A 19852-nucleotide genomic window follows, 5' to 3' on the forward strand; every position below is an offset into this window, starting at 1 on the left:
GGCGTCCCGACTCTTTTTCGCAGCGTCGGTTCCTGGCGCGTTTCCTTGCGATATCACCCGGAGCTTATTGCGCGGCCGATTCAACGGTTGCGTGCGCAAGCTCATCAATGCTCCACGCGATTGCGATTTTCTCGTGATGTATTACCCGGATAAAAACGATGGCGAATCGATTAGCGGTGCAGAGCATTGAGACGCGGAATTTCGTGTATCGATCCGCGGCTTCGTATCGGCGCGATGGCATGACGGTCGGATATCAACGCCCGCCCGGCACGCTCATCGCGTCGCGCTGCCCGGCGCCGCGCTGCGCGCGCGCCACCGCCTCGGCCAGCGCATCGACATAGGCATCGCCGATGCCGTGCTCGCGTAGCGCCGCCTGCAGGCGGAACAGGTAATCGGCATTGCTGCCGATCGGCCCGGCTGCCTGCGCGATCAGCGGCGCGGCCGTGGCCACCGAGGCGTCGCGCTCGTATTGCTCGCGGCTCGGGTCGGCGACGAAGGCGATCGCATGCGCGTCGCTGCCGTCGTCGAGCCGGACTCTGGCCCAGGTCGGCCGATACGAACCGAGCACCATCTCGCGGATCCACACCAGCCGCAGCTCGTCGACCAGGCGCTCGGCATGCAGGCGCAGCGCGATGCCGGTGGTTTCTCCGCCGGGCTCCAGCGCGAGCATGCGCCCCGGGCGCTCGCAACCGGCGCGGCCGGCCAGCATCCGCAGGCAGAAGCTGCGATGCCAGCCTTCCAGCCGGGCCACGCGATGCGCGGCGAACTCGATGGCGGGATTCCAGATCAGCGATCCATAGCCGAACACCCAGACTTCGTCGGCGCCGGCCGGCCGCTCGCGCAGCGTGGCATCCAATGAAGCGTCGATGCGCTCGGGCGTCCAGAGCCCCGGTATCGCCTCGAACTGTTGGCGGTAGGCGCCGGTTTCGATCGCGTGTCTCGTCAGCATGGCATGACCTGTCGTGAGGGAAGGCCGGGGCGGGACGGTTGGCGCGGTCGATGGCGCGCGCCGTCGCGGCACGGCGGATGTTCGACAGTATCGCGATTGCGGCAGCGCGGATAAACCGTTGCGGGGGAAACAGATTGGCCTGCCGGTGGCGACAATCCGGCAATGTCGCTATCGACGGACATCGACGGGCGCGGCCCGCCGTCCTCAGAACGAAAAGAGCTGCCCCTGCCCCGAGATCACCGTTTCGAAGTCGTCCTTCAGGAACGGCAGGATCCCGTCGGCGACGGGCTGCAGTTGCCGGCTCAGGTAGAACGCGTAGTCGATCGGCGAGCGCATGGTCTCCAGCGGCTCCGGGCCGGCGGTGGTCATCACGTAGCTGATCCAGCCGCCGCGCTGGTACTGCAGCGGCCGGCCCAGCTCGCGGTTGTACTCGTCGGCGGTGCGCGCGGCGCGCACGTGGGGCGGCACGTTGCGCTGATACTCGGCCAGCGGCCGGCGCACGCGCTTGCGATAGACCAGCTCGGCATCGAGCTCGCCGGCCAGCACGCGGCGCACTGTTTCGCGGATGAAGTCCTGGTAGGGCTCGCGGCGGAACACCAGCGTGTAGAGCTCGCGCTGGAACTGCTGCGCGAGCGGCGTCCAGTCGGTGCGCACCGTCTCCAGGCCCTTGAACACCACGTCCTCGCCGCCGTCGGCGCCGAGCGCGAGGCCCGCGTAGCGCTTCTTGCTGCCTTCCTCGGCGCCGCGCACGGTGGGCATCAGGAAGCGCAGGTAGTGGCGCTCGTATTGCAGCTCCAGCGCGCTCTCGAGTCCGAAGCGCTCGCGCAGGTGCGTGCGCCACCAGTCGTTCACGTGCGCGACGATCGCGCGGCCCTTGCGCTCGGCCTCGCCGTCCTGGTGCGCCTCGCGCAGCCACACGAAGGTGGAATCGGTGTCGCCGTAGATCACCTCGTAGCCTTGCGCCTCGATCAGCTCGCGCGTGCGATGCATGATCTCGTGGCCGCGCATGGTGATCGAGGAGGCCAGGCGCGGGTCGAAGAAGCGGCAGCCCCAGGAGCCGAGCACGCCGTAGAAGGCGTTCATGATGATCTTGAGCGCCTGCGAGAGCGGCGCGTTGCGCTGGCGCTTGGCCAGGTCGCGGCCTTCCGAGACGCGCCGCACGATGTCGGGCAGGCAGTGCCGGCTGCGCGAGAAGCGCGCGCCCAGGAAGCCGGGCACCGAATGCGCGTCGTCGGGCTGGGCCAGGCCTTCCACCAGCCCGACCGGGTCGATCAGGAAGGTGCGGATGATCGAGGGATAGAGGCTCTTGTAGTCGAGCACCAGCACCGAATCGTAGAGGCCGGGCCGCGAATCCATCACGAAGCCGCCGGGGCTGTTCTGGCCGGTCACGTCGCCGAGGTTCGGTGCCACGTAGCCGAGCCGGTGCATGCGCGGCAGGTACAGGTGCGTGAAGGCCGCCACCGAGCCGCCGGTGCGATCGGCCGCGAGCCCCGTGACGGTGGCGCGCTCCAGCATGAAGGACAGCAGGTCGGCCTTGGCGAAGATGCGCGTGACGAGTTCGCAGTCCTTGAGGTTGTAGTGCGCGAGCGCGGGCTTGTCCTCGTCGAAGCGGCGCTGGATCTCGTCCATGCGTGCATAGGGGTTGTCGACCGCCTTGCCCTCGCCGAGCAGCGTGCGCGAGACGTATTCGAGGCTGAACGAGGGGAAGGTCCAGGTGGCCGACTTCAGCGCGTCGATGCCGTCGATGATCAGCCGCCCGGCCGCGCCCGCGAAGAAGTGGTCGGGCTGCTGGCCGTGGGCGCGCCAGTCGAGCACGCTGCCGTCGCGGCCCAGGCGCAGCGGCACGCCGAATTCCTGCGAGTGCGCGTGCAGCACGCGCAGGTCGAACTGGATCAGGTTCCAGCCGATGATCGCATCGGGATCGTGTTCGGCGAACCAGGCGTTGAGCCGTTCGAGCAGCGCGGGGCGCGTTTCGCAATAGACCAGGTTCAGCGCCAGTCCGGCCGCGTCGCCGTTGGCCGGGCCGAGCATGAACACGTCGCGCTGCCCGCAGCCTTCCAGCGCGATCGAATAGAGTTCGCCGCGCGCGCTGGTCTCGATGTCGAGCGAGACGCAGCGCAGCGCCGGGCGGTAGTCGCTCTCGCTCTTCAGCTCGGCGTCGACCAGCAGCGCCTCGCCCGCCGGCGTGCCGCGAAAGCGGACCGGCGCGGTGATGAAGCGCTCCATCGCGTAACGATCGGGCGGCGTGATGTCGGCTTCGTAGAGATCGACGCCTTCGCGCGCGAGCCGTTTCTGCAGGGCGCCGAGATGCCGGTGGCGCTTGCAGTAGAGGCCCAGCACCGGGCGCCGGCGGAAGTCGTGCAGCGCGAGCGGGCGCAATTCCACGCCGCTCTCGCCGGCCAGCAGGCGCTCGGCCGCCTCGCGTTGCTCGACGGGCAGGAACGCGACCGATTCCTGCGGACGCAGGCGCACCCGGCGCGGACCCTGGCCGGTGGCGAGCCAGAATTCGATCTCGACGCCGGCGGCCGTGTCCCGCCAGTGACGGGTCAGGATGAAACCCTGCTCGAAGTCAGTCAAAACCGGGGCTCGTCTTGGAGTGCTCAGGCGCGGGATTGTAGCGCCTGCGCGCTGGGGGCGCTTAGCCTGGCGTGCAGGGCAACTAACGGTCTGGCCTCGACGTCCCGGCCGGCGGCAGGGCCGATCGCCGGCCCGAATGTTTGCCATAATTCACGTCGATCGATGCATGACGGGCCGCTCGCCGCGCGGCCCGTGCCGGAACACCAAGGAACGCCGTGGAACTGAGACAACTTCGCCATTTCGTAGCCGTCGCCGAGGAGGCGAACTTCACGCGCGCCGCCGAACGCTGCCATATCGTCCAGTCGGCGCTGTCGACCTCGATTCGTCTGCTGGAAGAGGAACTGGGCGCCAAGCTGCTGGTGCGCACCACGCGCCGCGTGAGCCTGTCGGCGGCCGGCGCGGTGTTCCTCGACAGCGCGCGCCGCGCGCTCGACATCCTCGATCGGGCCGGCCTGGAAGTGGCCGACATCACCTCGGTGCGGCGCGGCAAGCTCTCGATCGGCACGGTGCAGAGCCTGCCGCAGTTCCTCGAGCTGCCGGGCCTGCTGTCGCGCTTCTACCAGGCGCATCCGGGCGTGGAGGTGCGGCTGGTGCAGGGCGGCGCGCTGGAGTTGAACGAGAAGGTGGGCGCGCGCGAGCTCGACCTGGCGATCCTGCCGATCGAGGAGCGCAACGAACGGCTCGAATCGCACATCATCGCCTGCGACGACATGGTGCTGGCCTGCGGGCGCGACCACCCGCTCGCCTCGGCCGGCTCGGTGCCGCTCGCGCGGCTGACGCGCGAGGCCTTCGTCGATTTCGTGCCGGGGCAGGGCACGCGCCGGCTGGTCGATCGCGGCTTCGCCGAAGCCGGGCTGCAGCGGCGCGTGGCCTTCGAGATCGGCGACCTGGACACGCTGCTCGACCTGGTCTGCCAGGGCCTGGGCATCGCCCTGCTGCCCGAGGACATCGTGGTGCGCCGCCCCGAGATGCTGGCCTGCGTGCGGCTCGAACGCGCCGAGCTGTGCTGGGAACTGGTGGTCACGCACGCGGCGGCCGCGGCGGGCGACGTCACCGAAGGGCTCGATCCCGCGCCGGCCGCCTTCCTCGAGATGCTGATGGCCGAGACGGCCGACCAACGCTGATCGCGGCGATTCCGTCGGCTCGGGAAGGAACCGGTTCCTTTCTCCGGCGGATTGCAAATTCCTTTCGTAATAATCGAAAGCTGTCGAATCGAGAACGAAATGATGCACGGCCGGCGCCCGATATCGTCTGGTCCGTGAGGGCAGGATCGCGCCGCCCGGCCCCGACCGGCGGGGCTGGTGCTTAACTGGTCATACATCTCACCTTTCGTCTGCCTAACCCCAAAAAATGGCGCGAGTCGTCCGAGCACGGCAACATTACGCGGAATATTCCGGAAAGCTATTGAAGTCAAAGTGAAAGAAATAAAATACTCATAATAATCAATGAGTTGGTAAATGAGTCCACACTGTCAAGTGCAGGTTTCAACATAAATGACACAGAGATTTCCCTAGGAATTTGAAATTCTGCATTGTTGAATTTATTGCGATCGTTATAGGATGTCTGACTAGATGAGGGGCTCCACAAGTACGCGGACAAGGCTCTTCATTTGGAGACCAGTCGCCGTCGACTCGCGGCGCGACTGACAAGCGATCGTATCTGCCTGCGGGGTGCAGGCTTTGGAAACAGAGGGGACGCAATGAACAAACGCATCATGGTGGCGGCAGCTACGCTCACCGGCCTGACCGCGGGCGTCGCGCACGCGCAAAGCAGCGTGACGCTGTACGGTATCGTCGACACGGGCATCGGCTGGCAGAGCAGCCAGGCCGCGCTGGGCGCGACGGCAGGCGGCAAGTCGGTCGTCAAGATGGTCAACGGCATCTGGGCCGGCAGCCGTTTCGGCCTGAAGGGTTCCGAGGACCTGGGCGGCGGCCTGAAGGCGATCTTCCAGTTGGAAGAAGGCTTCAACAGCGCCACCGGCGCGCAATCGGTCTCGGGCCTGATGTTCAACCGCCAGGCTTATGTCGGTCTGCAGGACGCACGCCTGGGCGCGTTCACGGCCGGCCGCCAGTACACCGCGTACTACACGCTGCTCTCGCCGTACAGCCCGACCACCTGGCTGACGGGCGCATACGGCGCGCACCCGGGTGATATCGACTCCCTGGATACGACCTACCGCGTCAACAATTCGCTGGTCTACATGTCGCCGACGTACTACGGCTTCACGTTCGGCGGTTCGTACGCGTTCGGCGGCACGCCGGGCAGCGTCAACAACGGCTCGACCTGGAGCGTGGGCGCGCGTTACGCGGTCGGCCCCGCAGGCATCGCGGTCGGCTTCATGCGCCTGAACAACTCGACGGTGAACGGCGGCGCCTGGGGTGCGAACTCGACGGCATCGAACGGCGGCGCCGAGCCGAGCGTCTCGGGCATCAACAACGGCTACCAGCTGGCTGCCGCGCAGCAGCGCCTGGCCGTGACCGGTGGCTGGACCTTCAACTCGCAGTGGGACGTGACGGCTTCGTACTCGAACGTGCAATACATCCCGGGCTCGGGCTCGAAGTTCGCGAACACGGCGATCTTCAACACGGCCGGCGCGGTGCTGCACTTCAAGCCGACCCCGGCACTCGACCTCGCGGCGGGTTATAGCTACACGCGCGCCACGCTCGCCAACGGCGTGCAGCACGCAGCGTACTACCACCAGTTCAACCTGTCGCAGTACTACAACCTGTCCAAGCGCACCGGCCTCTACCTGCTGGAAGCGTATCAGCGCGCAGGCGGCCAGACGCTGGCCCTGGGCGGCAGCATCATCAACGCGACCGCCGACATCGGCGACGGCCAGAACAGCGCGCCGTCCTCGTCGCGCAGCCAGGTCGCCGTCGGCGCGGGCATCATCACGCGCTTCTGAGCGATGTATCACGGGGCGGCGTGAGCTGCCGCCCCGCGCAGTTCTCCGAGCTTCACATCCTCGATGGCCCGTCCAAGCGGGCCGTCCTTCGGCCGTCGTCGCGCCTCGTGCGTGGCGACGGCATTTTTCTTGGTGCCTGGTTTTTGCTTCCTGCGTGTGTCGTGCGTGAGGCGCGGCGCCTTGCCTGACGATCCGTCATGACGGCGATGACTTGCGCGGCATGGCCGGCCCGCGCGTGCCGTCGCACAATCGTGATTCCGGCCATGCCGGGACGGTTGCGCCCGCAACCGTCGTTCCGCCTGGGAGGACATCACATGAGCAAGGCATCCACCGTCCTGATCGTCGGCGCATCGCGCGGGCTCGGGCTCGCGCTGGCCGAGGAATACTGCCGGAGCGGCGCGCGCGTGATCGCGACCGTGCGCGGCCCGTCGCCGGCGCTCGACGCGCTGCGCGCGCGTCATCCCGATACGCTCGCGATCGAGACCGGCATCGATATCGCCGATGCCGACAGCGCGCGCCTGCTGCGCGAACGGCTGGGCACGCGCCGGCTCGACATCCTGTTCGTCAATGCGGGGATCGCGCGCTCGATCGGGCTGACGCCGGGCAATGCGCCCGAGGCCGATTTCCTGGAGATGATGCGTGTCAATGCGTTCAGCCCGGTGCGGCTGATCGAGGGGTTGGAGGATGGCGTCGAGCCCGACGGCACGATCGCGATCATGTCCTCCGAACTCGCCAGCATCGCCAACAATCCGGGCGGCTGGGATCTCTACAGCGCGAGCAAGGCGGCGCTGAACATGCTGGTCAAGTGCCATCTCGCGCATCGTCCCGGCAATCGGCGCGCGGTGCTGCTGGTGGCGCCGGGCTGGGTGCGCACGGAGATGGGCGGGGAGGAGGCGAGCCTGTCGATCGAGGAGAGCATCCCGAAGGTGGTGGAGATGGTCGAGCGCAATCGCGGCAAGGCGGGCTTGCGTTTCGTCGATCGGTTTGGAGAGACGCTGCCTTGGTGAGGTGAGTGTGGAGTGAACGCTCCGATCGTTGCGGCGAGGCTCGGGGCGAGCGCTGGATTACTTTGTCGTTCCTTGCTCGCCGCGCAGCGAACTCGAGCGGATGCACGATTCAGGTGGATTGCTTCATTAAGCTGTCGGTGACGTACAAAGCTGCCGTGAAGGCGAGAATGACCGCTCCTCCACCAACCCATTTCCGGGCTGACCAACGTCGCCAGGCGACCGCGTTGAGCAGGCAAAACGCGATTGCCGGGCCGCAGAGGTAGCCAATCACCAGCGGCACGCTCCACCACGGAATAGGGCACTTTCCCAATTCGCTGCAGCCGGTCGCGACGTGCCTGGATTCGCCATGCCAGTGGAGACGGCTGAATGCGTAGAAGAAAGCCCATGTGACGAGCAGCCCGAACAGCAAACCACCCAGTGACACCGTAAGTCGTTTCACTTGATTTCCCAAAACAGGATTTGCTTCGCGCCGGCGAGATCGGAGTATGTCGTTCGCAGTCTTAACTTATCTGGATATTTATCAAGGCCTGGTTGATTACGTGATGAATCGGTGAGATAGGAGGCAATGCGACGCGTCTATCTCATCGCTCCTGCCACGGGCTTGACCTTCGTCGCTAATAGCCAGATGCCGCAGCTTCCACCGCGGCACCCCATTACTGCCTCACTCGTCCATCAACCGCACCTTGACCTTCTTCCCCTTGATCTTGCCGCCATTGAGCTTGCGCAGCGCCTCGTGCGCCACGCTGCGCTCCACCGCCACGTAGGTCGAGAACTCGGTCACGTTGATCTTGCCGATCTGCGAGCCTTGGAAGCCCGCATCGCCGGTCAGCGCGCCGAGCACGTCGCCGGGCCGGATCTTCTCCTTGCGCCCGCCGAGGATCTGCAGCGTCTCCATCGGCGGCAGCAGCGGCTCGTTGCTGGCAGGCGTGAGCGAGGCCAGCGGCTGCCATTCCACCTCGCGCCCCTGGGCCTGCTCGATGCCGCCCACGCGCCCCATCTCGTTCATGCTGGCCAGGCTCAGCGCCCAGCCTTCCTGGTCGGCGCGGCCGGTGCGGCCGATCCGGTGCACGTGCACCTCGGGGTCGGGCGTCACGTCCACGTTGATCACCGCCTCGAGCTGGGCGATGTCGAGCCCGCGCGCGGCCACGTCGGTGGCGACCAGCACCGAGCAGCTGCGGTTCGCGAACTGGATCAGCACCTGGTCGCGCTCTCGCTGTTCCAGCTCGCCATGCAGCGCGAGCGCATGAAAGCCCTGCGCGCTCAGCACGTCGAGCAGGTCGCGGCACTGCTGCTTGGTATTGCAGAACGCGATGGTGCTGGCCGGCCGGTAATGATTCAGCAACTGGCCCACCGCGTGCAGGCGCTCGTCCTCGGTCACCTCGTAGAAGCGCTGGCGGATCTTGCGCGCGTCGTGCTGCTCGGCCAGCTTGATCTCCTTCGGATTGCGAAGAAACTGCCGGCTCAGCTTGGTGATGCCTTCGGGATAGGTGGCCGAGAACAGCAGGGTGAGCCGCTCGGTCGGGCATTGCCGCGCGACGGTCGCGATATCGTCGAAGAAGCCCATGTCGAGCATGCGATCCGCTTCGTCGAGCACCAGCGTGTTCAGCGCGCCGAGCGCGAGCGTGCCGCGTTCGAGGTGGTCCATGATGCGGCCCGGCGTGCCGACCACGATATGCGCGCCGTGCTCCAGGCTGGCGGCCTGAGGACGCATCGGCGTACCGCCGCACAGCGTCAGCACCTTGATGTTCTCCTCGGCGCGCGCGAGGCGGCGGATTTCCTGCGCGACCTGGTCGGCCAGCTCGCGCGTCGGGCACAGGATCATCGCCTGCACGTCGAAGCGGCGCGTGTCCAGGCGCGAGAGCAGCGCCAGCGAGAAGGCGGCGGTCTTGCCGCTGCCGGTCTTGGCCTGCGCGATCAGGTCCTGGCCGGCCAGCGCCAGCGGCAGGCTGGCGGCCTGGATCGGCGTCATCTCGGTGTAGCCGAGCTGCTCGAGATTGGCGAGCATCGCCGGCGAGAGCGCGAGCTCGCTGAACGGCCGGTTGGGCGTGGCTTGGGTCATCGTGGCTCCGGGTTCAGAAGGGACGGCCTTCGATCTGCTCGTAGACGGGATTGCCGTTCTCGTCCTCGTAGCGATAGAGGTAATTGCGCGCGCCGCACAGCGGGCAGCGGAACAGGTCGCCCTGTCCTTCGTCCTTGATGACGACGTCGGCGAGCTCCCACGGCGTGCCGCAGCTCTGGTTTCTGCAAGTGAACAAGGTCTTCTCCAACGGGATGCGATGGCGCTCCGGACCAGCGGGGCCGGCCGGGCGCCGCGCGACGGCGGCCTGCGGCATCCGGGCGACGGCGCGGATGCGGGCGGCCGTGGCGAGGACGGGGCGTCGATGCGCGGGTGAGATTGAGGGCGATCGGCGGATCGCGCGTGCCGCGATTTTAACGGATGCGCGGCCGCGAGGCTTTCGATTCCGAAAGCCTCGCGCTGGTCAAGCCGTTTTTGCCGGCCCGGGGTGATACCGGCCACCCTCTTGTATGGCGAACATTCTCAAGGTATTCTCTGCGCCGATACCGACCTGTCTTGCTTAATCGGTGGCTTCAACTGATATGGAATCGATTCCCGCCGTCGGCATATCGAATCTTTCGGCAGGCAATCGAAAGCGAGCAGGATGCAGGACCCGAACTCCAGGCGCATGGCGCCAGGGGGCTGGCAGAACAACGAGAGAACCTGAGAGAAAGAAACGGCGCTGGGGCAAGAGCCGGATTCTCGCCGCGACGGACGACGAACGCGGCGGATCCCGGCTCGGCAGGTGGCCCGGCCGGCGCGCTGCGGCGCGCATACCACCGAGCAAAGGCAAAGCGATCGTGGACACGCGCTCGCGCTTTTCATCAAAGCCGCAATTGCGGCTTTTCTTTTTTCCATCGTCCAATGCCGCGAGGTATTCCGATTTTCCTGAATCCCGGCAATCGCGCCATTGAGCGTCATTGAATAAAAAATGATACCGACGGTATCGTTTTTCCATCGCGAGCGGCAGTGCCGCGATTGATTCGAATCTCATGATGATACCGGCGGTATCGTTGTCCGGCGGCCCTGGCGTACTGGAAAGCGGGCTCGATCGCAAGCGGATTTCTTAATCTCACGGGATAAACCCGTGTGTATCACTCACTGTCATTTCGTTTATGTAGAATGCTCGCGCGTATGTTTACTTTTTCGACGACAGGCGTCGAGGGACATAAGGCACAACGAATCATCAGGACAGCATGCGACACGAAATGGCAGCGACGGCTCAGGACCTCCCGTTCCGCGCGTTCGAGCGCGAGACGGCCGACTCAACGCGGATTGACGCGGTGCTGGACGAAGCGTCGATGCTGAGCCTGCCCGCCGCCGTGGCGCTGCTGTGCGACTCGGATGCGTTCGACGACTGGCCCGACGCCACCCCCGAGAGCGGCGAGCGCTTTCTCGCCGCGGTGCGCGCCACGCTGTCGCGAGCCTTCGGCGCGCGCGACCCCGAGGCGCTCGCCGAGGCGCACCAGGCGCTGTTCCAGCTCTACGACCTGCACGTGGCCGACGGCACCGATCCGCGCGCGCGTCACCAGTTCAATCCGCTGCTGACGCAGGCGCGGGCCCTGATCGAGCGGGCCTGGCTGCGCAGCGAGCGCGAGCGGCTCGGCCTGGGCACGGCGCCCACCGCGAGCGCCGAGGTGGTCAGCGCCCTGAAGGCCCTGTGGTCCGGCCATCGCGCGGCCGCGCATCCGCTGTTCGATTTCCTCGAGACCGAAGCGAGCCGCGAGCAGATCGTCGCCTTCTTCCGCAGCGACAGCGCGCTGAACATCCGCTTCTTCGACCTGCTGCTGTATTCGCTGATCGGTTCGCGTGTCGAGGTGCGCAAGGAGCTGGTGCAGAACCTGTGGGACGAATCGGGCCGCGGCAACCCCACGCTGAGCCATGTCAGCCTGTTCCGCCAGTTGCTCGACGTGGTCGGCGTCGGCCAGGCCGAGGACAACCATGCCAGCCAGCTCCAGGTGGAGGGCCATGCCGGCTACAACCTGTTCATGCTGACCAGCCTGAACCGCGCCCATTACTTCAAGCTGCTCGGCGTGATGGCGATGACCGAGCTGCTCGATCCGTCCCACTACGAAAAGCTGGTGCGCGGCTGCCGGCGCGTCGGTTTCGGCGGCGCCGGGGAGCTGGGGTATTACGAGGAACATGTGACGATCGACATCGTCCACGCGGAAGGCTGGCTGGCGGACGTGATCGTGCCGGTGGTCGAGCAGACGCCGGCGGTCGGCGACGACATCGTCTTTGGCGCCGCGCTGCGCCTGGCGAGCTGCGAGGCCTATTACGACGCGCTGCATGCCAGGCTGGCCGCGCTCGAACCCGCCGCGCTCGCCTGAGGCAGGCCTGTGGGCGGCAAGCAGAATAAATGGAGCCTGAGAGAACCGCGCCCGCGCGTCGGCCTGGCCCGGCGCGCGGCGGCGCGACCTTGCTCAGTTGAGCGTGGCGGTTTCCCGGTGCTGGGGCGTCAGCCGGTAGGCGGCGATCAGCCGCTCGGCCGCTTCCCAGGCTTCGCCGGCGGCGTGATCGCGATCGCCGCTGGTGGCGGCGATGATCGCGCCATCGAGGATCATCACGATCTGCCGCGCCAGCGGCTCGACCAGCGCCGACGGCACCAGGTCCTGCAGCAGCCCCTGCACGAAGCTGCGCAGGCCCTGTTTCTGCGAGACCGAGATGCGCACGATGTCGCCCGAATCCTCGTGGAACTCCGACAGCGCGCCCACGAACATGCAGCCCGAGAAGTCGTGCGAGGTGAACCAGCGGTGGTGCCAGTCGAACAGCTCGTGCAACTGCTCCTCGGACGACTGCCGCGTGGCGATCGAGTCGGCCATCGACTGCAGGGCCGAGCGGGCCCGCTGCGACAGCACCTCGGAGATGAGGTCGTTCTTGGTGGCGAAATGGCGGAACAGGGTCATTTTGGCGACGCCCGATTCCTTGATGATGCGATCGATCCCCACCGCGTGATAGCCGTTTTCGGCGAACAGGCGGGTAGCGGTATCGACGATGCTCTGCTTCTTGGTGCTCATGCGTCCGACTTCCTTAGGCCACCCGGAGTGGCGGACCCTCCCGGAAATCGGGAGCCGCATGCCGCCGTCGCACCGCTCGGCGGGGCCGGAACGGGGAATCGGGTGTGACGCATAGATTACCTTGAACCGGCCAGGTTTCGCTTGCCGTGGCGCGTTCGCGACGCCGCGTCGCGCGTTACGGCGTGTTGTTTCGCGTTGCGAGCGTATGTTTCGTGCCGGGCGGCCGCGGATGCACCGCCAGGGTGCGAGATTGGACCGCCGGTTCGGGCATGACGACGGGGCACGATCCTTCGACAGATCGCGCCCCGTTTGTTTTCAGGCAGCGTTCCGGTAACGCGGCGCGGCCGAGTTCGTCGACAACTGGCCCGACATCGTGCGGCGCGCGCTTTCGTAGGCCAGCCAGGCACCCTCGTCATGCAGCGGCGGAATCGTCACCAGCTCGCCGCGATCGAAGCCGACCAGGGCCGCGTCCACCATCTCGGCGGCCGGCATCACGATGCCCGGGTCCAGATGCTCGATCGGCAAGCCGCCAGTAGCCCAGAAATCGGTGGCGGTCGCGCCGGGCAGCACGGCCTGCACGCGCACGCCCTTGGCGGCCAGCTCGTGATGCAGCGACTGGCTGAAGGCGAGCACGAAGGCCTTGGTGCCGCCATACACGCCGTTCAGCACTTCCGGCGCGATCCCGACGATCGAGGCGATATTGATCACGGCGCCGCCGCCGCGCGCCACGAAGCCGGGCACGGCAGCGTAGGTCAGGCGCGTGAGCGCCGTCACGTTCAGCTCGATCATGCTCGTCATGCGCTCGACGTCGCTGTCGAGCAGCGGCGTGTGGGTGCCGACGCCGGCGTTGTTGACCAGCAGGCTCAGGCCGGCATCCTCGCGCAGCCGCGCCTCGACCCGCGCGAGTTCGGCGCGGTCGTTGAGATCGGCCGCCATCACTTCGACGCCGACCTGCGTCTCGTTGCCCAGGCGCTTGGCCAGCGCGTCGAGCCGGTCGCGCTGGCGGGCCACCAGCACCAGGTCGTAGCCGCGGCGCGCGAGGCGTTCCGCGTAGAGGGCGCCGATGCCGGACGAGGCGCCGGTGACGAGGGCGGTGCCGGGGCGGGATGAGGTCATGGTCATTCTCCAGGAGCTTGCTGCGTTTCGGGGGAGGTTCGTCGTCGAACCGGTGTACGCATTCTGGCAAGCTTCCGTTTTGTCTCAAATGACGTAGATGGACATGATTCGTGCCATGCCCCGGCGCGGCTTTTCCTCAGCTTCGTCGCGGGCCGTCCCGATCGTTTTTGTCGTTCTTGTCGCTGTCGTCCTTGTTGTCCTTGTCGTTCCGGTCGGTCTCGACGAAGGGCGAATCCGTGTCCGGCCGGCCCTCGCGTAGCGCCTTGCGTGCCTGCTCGGCCAGCCGCTCGTAGTGCCGGCGGAAGCGGTCGAGGTCGTGCTCGTCGAGTTCCTCCAGGTCGAGCAGGGCGTTGTGGGCGCCGTCGAACGCGCGTATCAGCTCGTCGAGCTTGATCTGCATGGCCGCGGTATCGCGGTTCTGGGTGTTCTGGATCAGGAACACCATCAGGAAGGTGACGATGGTGGTGGAGGTGTTGATCACCAGCTGCCAGGTGTCGCTGAAGTGGAACAGCGGGCCGGAGACGGCCCAGATCAGCACCAGCGCGACCGCCAGGATGAAGGTGGCCGGGCGGCCGGTGGTGGTGGAGAGAAAGCTGGAGAACCGCGAGAACCATTGCGTGCGCATCGTCGCCTCCGTTCCGGATCGGGAGTGTCGATGATGGCACAGCGCGGCCGATCGCCTGGCCGCCGGCCCGCGGCGGGTTCGCGGCGCAACGGCCGGGCAAATCGCCGGTGGCGCGGCGCTCAGCCGTTCGCCTGGACGCCCTCGGGCGCGTCGCCCTTCTTGTTGCGCTTGGCGTCGTACATCGCCGCGTCGGCGATGCGCAGCAGCGAATCGATATCGGTGCCCTCGCCCGACACGGAGGCGATCCCCACGCTCGCGCCGACGCTGGCCGTGATGCCGGGCGCCAACTCGAAGGGCCGGGCGATCTCGCGGGCGATGGCGTGGGCGAAGTCGCGCGGCGTGTCGTAGTCGCGGCAGGTGTCGACGATCACGAACTCGTCGCCGCCGATGCGCGCCACCAGCGCCTCCGGGCCGGCCAGCCGCATCAGCCGCTCGGCCACCTGCACCAGCAGGGTGTCGCCGGTCTCGTGGCCGTGCGCGTCGTTGACCGGCTTGAAGCCGTCCAGGTCGAGATAGAGCAGGGTCATGCCGGCGTGGATCCGGGCCCGCGCGTTGCCGTTGGCGGCATTGAACAGGCCGGCCCGGTTGAGCAGGCCGGTCAGCATGTCGTGGCGCGCGCGATGGCTGTTCTCGCGCTCGGCCTTCATGGTCGAGATCAGCAGCGCGTTGAGGCGGCGCGCGGCCCCGCTCATCGCGAACAGGTAGAAGGGGATCTGCACCAGGGTGAGCAGCAGCACCTTCTCGCCCGAGATCAGCGCGCCCAGCGCGCAGGGGCCGAGCGAGAGCACGATCATCACCGCCACCAGGCGCGGCGCCGCGAAGTTGCGAAAGCAGATGCCGCCCACCATCGCGGCGGCCGACAGGAAGGACAGCGTGGCCGCCACCCAGTCGCCGCTGATCGCGCTGATGAAGGCGCCATAGCCCACCGAGGCGCCCCATAGCGGTGCCAGGCTCAGGTAGAAATCGGTGGGCGTCGGGCGGTGCTGCAGCGCGCGCCGGCGCGAGACGATCAGCACCACGAAGCGGATCGCGCAGATCAGGATCTCGCCGAACAGCCAGATGCGGAACAGCGTGGTGGGATGACGGGCCTCCAGGGCCCAGGCCACGGCGATGGTGTTGAAGACGCCGCCGAAGAAGATCGGCAGCGTGCCGAACAGGGTGCCGACCAGCGCGACGCGGATCTCGTGCGGCGTGTCCCGGCCAGGCTCGGCCAGCCAAGTTGCCAGCCGGCCGCGGGGCAACGAGTAAACTTCGGTCCTGCTCTGCACGTGACGGTCCTTCGTCGAGTCGCGGCCAGCTTGTGGACGGCGGGCGGCGCTATTGGGATCGGGCAGGCGACTGCGGCGAACTGCGTGACCGGCCGAACGCTTCGCGTGCGGTCATGCCGTCGGGCCCCGCCGTCCGCGGGTGCTGGACGGTTCCGACGCGCGCGCCGGCGCGACGCGCCAAGCCTGCGTGGTGGCGCACTGGGCGCCGCCTGCAAGTCTACCAGCCCTGGGCAGACGAAAAGCGCCTGTTTTAGCGCGCGATCGTGGCGAAAGCGTGTCCGCGCCGACGCTCAGGACGGCGAAGCGCGTGAGCGCGGCGGCCCGGCGGTGCGATCGCAGCGGCGTGCCCGCCGCGAGGCGTCGGCGCCGATCGCGCACGCGGCGCTAGAATGCCCGCTTCGTCCCGCAGATCGCCGCCGCCCGCCGGGCCCGGCGCTTCCCGTATGACCCGCATCCCGAAACATCGCCGCCTGCCGCCGCTCAACGCCCTGCGCGCCTTCGAGGCGGCCGCGCGCCACCTCAATTTCCGGCTCGCCGCCGAGGAGATCGGCGTGACGCAGGGCGCGGTCGCGCAGCAGGTGCGGCACCTCGAGGATGTGCTGCAGCGCCCGCTGTTCGACCGGCTGCCGCGCGGGCTGGCCTTGACGGCCGACGGCCGCGCCTATTTCCCGGCGGTCCAGCGCGCCTTCGCGATCGTTGCGGACGCAACCGATACGCTGAGCCGGCGCCCGTCCACGCTGAGCATCAGCACCGCGCCCTCGTTCGCCTCGAAATGGCTGATCCCGCGGCTCGCCCAGTTGCGTGAATCGCAGCCGGCGCTGGAGGTGCGCGTGATCGCCGACGAGAAGCTGGCGAGCTTTCGCGGCGACGGCGTCGACATCGCGATCCGGCTCGGCAAGCCGCCGTTCGGCAAGGGGCTGGCGGCCGAGCTGCTGTTTCCGCTCGAGGTGTTCGCGGTGGCCGCGCCCTCGCTGCTGGCGGCGCGGCCCGTGCGCCGCGTCGACGAGCTGGCCGGCCAGGTGCTGCTGCACGACGCGCACGATCTGTGGCCCGAGTTCCTGGAGGCGCTGCGCGCCGGGCCGGCCGTCGATCCGGCCAAGGGGCCGCGCTTCAACCAGTCCTCGCTCGCCATCGACGCGGCGATCGACGGCCAGGGCATCGCGCTGACCAGCGAGCCGCTGGTCGAGCGCGACATCGCCGCCGGCCGCTTGCGGCGCGTGCTCGATTTCTCGTTTCCCCTGTCGCTCGGTTTTTATGTCGTGCATCCGCAGGGCGCGGCCGACAGCGGGCCGCTGCGGGACCTGCGCGACTGGCTGTTCTCGCAGCGCGACCACGAGCGCGCCAGCCAGGGCAGCGACGCGCTGCGGATCTGACGTGCCCGGGGCGTCGGCCTCGGCCTCAGGGCGCGATCCAGTTGCCTTGCCAGCCTGCCGGCTCGCGCACGAAGCGCGCGCGGCGATGGCCGTCGGCGGCCAGGTCGAGCCAGTCGATCGTCTCGGCGCGCAGCTCGATCACGGCGAAGTTCGCGAAGCCGTCGAGCGCGTCGTCGGCTGCGTCGGCGGAAGCGGCGGAAGCAGGATGCGCATCGGCCGGCGCGGCGACGGGCGTGCCCGGCGGCAGCGGCGCGCGATAGAGGATCAGCGTGCGCGGCCGGCTCGCCTGCCAGATCGCCAAGCGCCGGGCCTGGTCGGCCAGCACGCTCGCCGTGCCTTCGACGCGAATCTGCAGCCCGCCGGCGAGATCGCAGCCGACCAGCGCGGCGCGGCCGTCATGCCGCAGTTCGGCCAGCTTGGCCGAGCGGGCATCGGTATGGAACAGCAGCGAACCCTGCCCGGTATCGACGCCGCGCAGCACCACCGTGCGCACCCTGGGCGCGCCGTCGAGCCCGAGCGTGGCCAGTTGCAGCATGGTGAACGGCGAGCGCTCGCGGCCCGCGTTCGCGCCTTCGGCGAGCAGGGTCCAGATACGGGGGAGCAGGTCGGTCATGGCGGGAGGCGGGCGGCGCGCCGGCTGGCGAGGTGCCGAGCACGATAGCGAGCCGCGCCGTGGCGGTCAACCGGGCGCGGCCGGCGCGCCGACCCTGCCCGGGTGGTGCCCAGGCTCAGGCCAGGTGGGCTTGCGGCGGACGCGGCAGCTCGGGTTCGGGCGTATCGGGCAGCTCCTCGATGCTCGCCGTGCTCGGCTCGTCGGGCTTCTTGGTGGCGCCCATCTGCGCGAACGGCATGTACATCACCAGGCCGAGCAGCAGGCCGACCGCGGCATTGCCCCAGTTGTTGGCCACCGAATCGCTCTTGCCGGCCAGCACCGTGTCCGAGAGGATCTGCGAGAGCAGCGCGCTGCTGGTGAACAAAGTGGTGCGTGCCGGGAAGGCGCCCACCGCGGTGTCCTTGACGTCCTCCATGGTCGGTTTCTTCAGCTCGGCCACCAGGCGCGGTATGTCGCCGCTCGCGATGCCGTTCGAGACCAGGTCGTCGACCACTTCCCCGCCCAGGTTGAGGCCGGCACGCGTGGCCGAGTTGGCCCATTGCGGCGGCAGGTCGGCCGCGCCCGCGCCGGAGTGCGGGGCCAGCTCGCTCATGCCGGTGCCGGCCGCCATCTGGTCGCCCGCGTAGACCGCGCCGGCGCCGAACGAGCGCACGGGCGACGGCGCGGGCTGCTCCTTGTCCTTCGGTCCGACCGAGACGAACCGCTGCACGCCGTCGCGCAGCAGGCAATACAGCACGAACTGCGCGAGCGCCGGGGCCGACTTGCCCATGCTCTGGGTGGCCAGCGCGGCCAGGCCGAGCGTGCCGCCGATCGCAATCAGCGCGAGACGTGAATAGTTGCTGCGGTCGGTCGCGATCCCCTTCTTGTCGTCGCGCATCTTGCCCGCGAAGATCATGGCCAGCGGCACCGCCGTGAGCAGCACAGAGATCATGGTCTTGACGCCCTCGGGCAGGTGCTCCATTTCCTTGCCGAAACCCTGCCCGGCCATCTGGCGGAACAGCGTGGTGACCGCCACGGACGGGATGCGCGCGAGCAGGGAGTGCGCGAAGGAGGTGGCCAGGCGGCCGGCGCGATTGTCGAAATTGTTCTCGGCGACGTCCGTGATGAACTGGGTCACCGCCTGGTGGATTTGCTTCTCGCCCTCGGTGGTCGGCTGCTTGACCGGCGTGTTCATCAGGCCCGCCTCGAGGCGGTCGAGCTGCGCCTCGCTGAGCGGTTCGATCTCCATCTGGTCGACCATCCGTGCCATCTCGCGCATGCGGCCCACCAGTTGCCGCTCCGCCGGGCTCATCGCGCCGTGCTGCCCGTGCAGGACCGCATCGGGCGGCACGCGCGGCATCATGTGCCGCATCGCCAGCGCCATGTCGGCGCCGCCGATCTCGGTGCTTTCGTTGCCCGAGGCTACCTCGCGCATGCGGGTCAGCAGGTCCTGCTCGGCCGGCGTCAGCGGGCCCAGCTCGGCGTCCTCGGGAATGCTCGGCATCATCTGCTGCATCGCCAGCGTGGCCGTGCTCGGCTCGTGCTGGCTGCTCGAGGCCAGCGTCTGCGCGGCCTCGCGATGCAGGTGCTGCGGCGCGCGCTGCGCCGGCAGGCGGCGCGCCTGCATTTTCGACGATGGCGGCGCGAGCCGCGAGCTCGAGGCCACCGGCTTGGGCGCGACCGGCGGCGGGTGCGAGGTGGCGGAACGGGTGGAGGTGCTGAACCTGGGCGTCTGGCGCGAACCCTCGCCTTCCGAGCCGCGCGTGTCCTCCTGGCCCTGCAGCCCCTTCAGCGCCTGGTTCGAGGCTTGCCGGGTCGGGGAGGGCGGCGGCGGTACATGCGAAGTCGATGCCGGGTTGGGCGTTTCGGTGGTCGCGGTGGTCGTTGGTGCGAGCACCGGGCTGTTCGATTTGATTCCTGGCGGCATGTTGGCCCTCTCGTTGCGATGGGCCGTTCGACGCGCTCCTGCGCAGCCACCGGCCTTGTTTCAGCCAACGGTAGCGAGTGCGCGAGCCGAGCAGGAAATCAAATGCGAAACCGAGTTGCGCGCGGCGAAGCCATGACGCCGCGCACCGGCCGTTGTCACACGCCGGCAAGATGGCCGATGCCGGCGTCAGGCGCGCCCGGTGGCGGGCGGGGCCTGTTCCTCGAAGGTATCGCGCGCGTCGAAGAATTCGTCGCCGTCCTCGTCGATATAGGGCGTTTCGGTCTGGGGGGCCGGCACCGGCGCGGCCGTGTCGCGCGTCGGCGTCGGGGGGGCGGCCTCGGCCAGCGCGCCGAATGACTGGAACGCCACGCGCGTGTCCGCCGCCGGGATCGGATCGAGCGCCGTTTCGCGAGGCGGCGGCGCGGGAGGGCGCGCGGGCG

At 68.2% G+C, this 19852-nt stretch carries 17 protein-coding genes and 1 pseudogene; 5 read left to right on the forward strand and 13 right to left on the reverse strand.

Going from position 1 to position 19852, the window contains the following annotated elements; all coding sequences use genetic code 11:
* Window positions 1–253 precede the first annotated feature (253 nt).
* Window positions 254–949: a gamma-glutamylcyclotransferase gene (locus F3J18_RS00580; protein ID WP_166910688.1), complete on the reverse strand. Its 696-nt coding sequence runs from the start codon at window positions 947–949 to the stop codon at window positions 254–256.
* A gap of 204 nt (window positions 950–1153) precedes the next feature.
* Window positions 1154–3526 carry a DNA polymerase II gene (locus tag F3J18_RS00585; protein WP_025097454.1) on the reverse strand — a complete coding sequence of 791 codons (2373 nt, stop codon included), beginning with the start codon at window positions 3524–3526 and terminating at the stop codon, window positions 1154–1156.
* A gap of 215 nt (window positions 3527–3741) precedes the next feature.
* On the opposite strand from F3J18_RS00585, the gene F3J18_RS00590 reads away from it, so the two are divergent.
* The 3 genes from F3J18_RS00590 to F3J18_RS00600 all read left to right on the forward strand — a co-directional run bounded on the left by F3J18_RS00590 (window position 3742) and on the right by F3J18_RS00600 (window position 7438).
* Window positions 3742–4650 (forward strand): LysR family transcriptional regulator, encoded by a 909-nt coding sequence (locus F3J18_RS00590; RefSeq protein ID WP_025097455.1) that lies wholly within the window; start codon window positions 3742–3744, stop codon window positions 4648–4650.
* A gap of 575 nt (window positions 4651–5225) precedes the next feature.
* Window positions 5226–6431, forward strand: a complete 1206-nt coding sequence (locus tag F3J18_RS00595) for a porin (RefSeq protein ID WP_025097456.1) — start codon at window positions 5226–5228, stop codon at window positions 6429–6431.
* A gap of 314 nt (window positions 6432–6745) precedes the next feature.
* Window positions 6746–7438, forward strand: coding sequence for an SDR family NAD(P)-dependent oxidoreductase (locus F3J18_RS00600; protein ID WP_166910690.1), 693 nt, complete (start codon window positions 6746–6748; stop codon window positions 7436–7438).
* A 109-nt stretch (window positions 7439–7547) separates the two neighbouring features.
* On the opposite strand, the gene F3J18_RS00605 is transcribed toward F3J18_RS00600, so the two are convergent.
* The 4 genes from F3J18_RS00605 to F3J18_RS00620 all read right to left on the reverse strand — a co-directional run bounded on the left by F3J18_RS00605 (window position 7548) and on the right by F3J18_RS00620 (window position 10488).
* The gene (locus tag F3J18_RS00605; RefSeq protein ID WP_166910691.1) at window positions 7548–7877 is read right to left on the reverse strand and encodes a hypothetical protein; all 330 of its coding nucleotides are present in this window, start codon (window positions 7875–7877) and stop codon (window positions 7548–7550) included.
* 222 nt (window positions 7878–8099) lie between these two features.
* Window positions 8100–9497, reverse strand: a complete 1398-nt coding sequence (gene dbpA, locus F3J18_RS00610; protein ID WP_025097458.1) for an ATP-dependent RNA helicase DbpA — start codon at window positions 9495–9497, stop codon at window positions 8100–8102.
* Window positions 9498–9510: 13 nt separating this feature from the next.
* Entirely contained in the window at window positions 9511–9693 is a 183-nt protein-coding gene (locus tag F3J18_RS00615; protein WP_025097459.1) for a hypothetical protein, read from the reverse strand.
* Between the two features lie 321 nt (window positions 9694–10014).
* The gene (locus F3J18_RS00620; RefSeq protein ID WP_166910692.1) at window positions 10015–10488 is read right to left on the reverse strand and encodes a hypothetical protein; all 474 of its coding nucleotides are present in this window, start codon (window positions 10486–10488) and stop codon (window positions 10015–10017) included.
* A gap of 214 nt (window positions 10489–10702) precedes the next feature.
* On the opposite strand from F3J18_RS00620, the gene F3J18_RS00625 reads away from it, so the two are divergent.
* Window positions 10703–11824: an iron-containing redox enzyme family protein gene (locus tag F3J18_RS00625; RefSeq protein ID WP_166910693.1), complete on the forward strand. Its 1122-nt coding sequence runs from the start codon at window positions 10703–10705 to the stop codon at window positions 11822–11824.
* 93 nt (window positions 11825–11917) lie between these two features.
* Here F3J18_RS00625 and F3J18_RS00630 read toward each other — a convergent pair whose 3' ends face one another.
* From F3J18_RS00630 to F3J18_RS00645, 4 genes are all read right to left on the reverse strand, one after another.
* Window positions 11918–12511 carry a TetR/AcrR family transcriptional regulator gene (locus tag F3J18_RS00630; protein ID WP_025097461.1) on the reverse strand — a complete coding sequence of 198 codons (594 nt, stop codon included), beginning with the start codon at window positions 12509–12511 and terminating at the stop codon, window positions 11918–11920.
* Window positions 12512–12826: 315 nt separating this feature from the next.
* Window positions 12827–13627, reverse strand: a complete 801-nt coding sequence (locus F3J18_RS00635; RefSeq protein WP_166910694.1) for an SDR family oxidoreductase — start codon at window positions 13625–13627, stop codon at window positions 12827–12829.
* 136 nt (window positions 13628–13763) lie between these two features.
* Window positions 13764–14252 carry a low affinity iron permease family protein gene (locus F3J18_RS00640; RefSeq protein WP_166910695.1) on the reverse strand — a complete coding sequence of 163 codons (489 nt, stop codon included), beginning with the start codon at window positions 14250–14252 and terminating at the stop codon, window positions 13764–13766.
* A gap of 119 nt (window positions 14253–14371) precedes the next feature.
* On the reverse strand, window positions 14372–15520 hold the full coding sequence (locus tag F3J18_RS00645) for a diguanylate cyclase (RefSeq protein ID WP_166910696.1): 1149 nt from the start codon (window positions 15518–15520) through the stop codon (window positions 14372–14374).
* A 443-nt stretch (window positions 15521–15963) separates the two neighbouring features.
* Between F3J18_RS00645 and F3J18_RS00650 the strand changes: the two genes are divergently transcribed.
* Window positions 15964–16893: a LysR substrate-binding domain-containing protein gene (locus tag F3J18_RS00650; protein ID WP_036054860.1), complete on the forward strand. Its 930-nt coding sequence runs from the start codon at window positions 15964–15966 to the stop codon at window positions 16891–16893.
* A gap of 25 nt (window positions 16894–16918) precedes the next feature.
* On the opposite strand, the gene F3J18_RS00655 is transcribed toward F3J18_RS00650, so the two are convergent.
* The 3 genes and pseudogenes from F3J18_RS00655 to F3J18_RS00665 all read right to left on the reverse strand — a co-directional run.
* Complete coding sequence (locus F3J18_RS00655; RefSeq protein ID WP_166910697.1) at window positions 16919–17506, reverse strand: pyridoxamine 5'-phosphate oxidase family protein; 588 nt, start codon at window positions 17504–17506, stop codon at window positions 16919–16921.
* 115 nt (window positions 17507–17621) lie between these two features.
* A complete protein-coding gene (locus F3J18_RS00660; protein WP_166910698.1) occupies window positions 17622–19382 on the reverse strand; it encodes a hypothetical protein in 1761 nt (586 codons plus the stop codon).
* Window positions 19383–19598: 216 nt separating this feature from the next.
* Window positions 19599–19852 (reverse strand): annotated as a pseudogene (locus tag F3J18_RS00665) (hypothetical protein); the annotation flags it as partial.

The sequence above is a fragment of the Burkholderia sp. Ax-1720 genome, assembly GCF_011753035.1.
Taxonomy (GTDB): domain Bacteria; phylum Pseudomonadota; class Gammaproteobacteria; order Burkholderiales; family Burkholderiaceae; genus Burkholderia; species Burkholderia gladioli.

Coding starts and splice junctions, on each gene's coding strand:
- F3J18_RS00655 (WP_166910697.1), bottom strand. CDS start 17,506: ATGACCGACCTGCTCCCCCGTATCTGGACCCTGCTCGCCGAAGGCGCG.
- F3J18_RS00620 (WP_166910692.1), bottom strand. CDS start 10,488: ATGAGATTCGAATCAATCGCGGCACTGCCGCTCGCGATGGAAAAACGA.
- F3J18_RS00600 (WP_166910690.1), top strand. CDS start 6,746: ATGAGCAAGGCATCCACCGTCCTGATCGTCGGCGCATCGCGCGGGCTC.
- F3J18_RS00650 (WP_036054860.1), top strand. CDS start 15,964: ATGACCCGCATCCCGAAACATCGCCGCCTGCCGCCGCTCAACGCCCTG.
- F3J18_RS00640 (WP_166910695.1), bottom strand. CDS start 14,252: ATGCGCACGCAATGGTTCTCGCGGTTCTCCAGCTTTCTCTCCACCACC.
- F3J18_RS00595 (WP_025097456.1), top strand. CDS start 5,226: ATGAACAAACGCATCATGGTGGCGGCAGCTACGCTCACCGGCCTGACC.
- F3J18_RS00580 (WP_166910688.1), bottom strand. CDS start 949: ATGCTGACGAGACACGCGATCGAAACCGGCGCCTACCGCCAACAGTTC.
- F3J18_RS00625 (WP_166910693.1), top strand. CDS start 10,703: ATGGCAGCGACGGCTCAGGACCTCCCGTTCCGCGCGTTCGAGCGCGAG.
- F3J18_RS00630 (WP_025097461.1), bottom strand. CDS start 12,511: ATGAGCACCAAGAAGCAGAGCATCGTCGATACCGCTACCCGCCTGTTC.
- F3J18_RS00635 (WP_166910694.1), bottom strand. CDS start 13,627: ATGACCTCATCCCGCCCCGGCACCGCCCTCGTCACCGGCGCCTCGTCC.
- dbpA (WP_025097458.1), bottom strand. CDS start 9,497: ATGACCCAAGCCACGCCCAACCGGCCGTTCAGCGAGCTCGCGCTCTCG.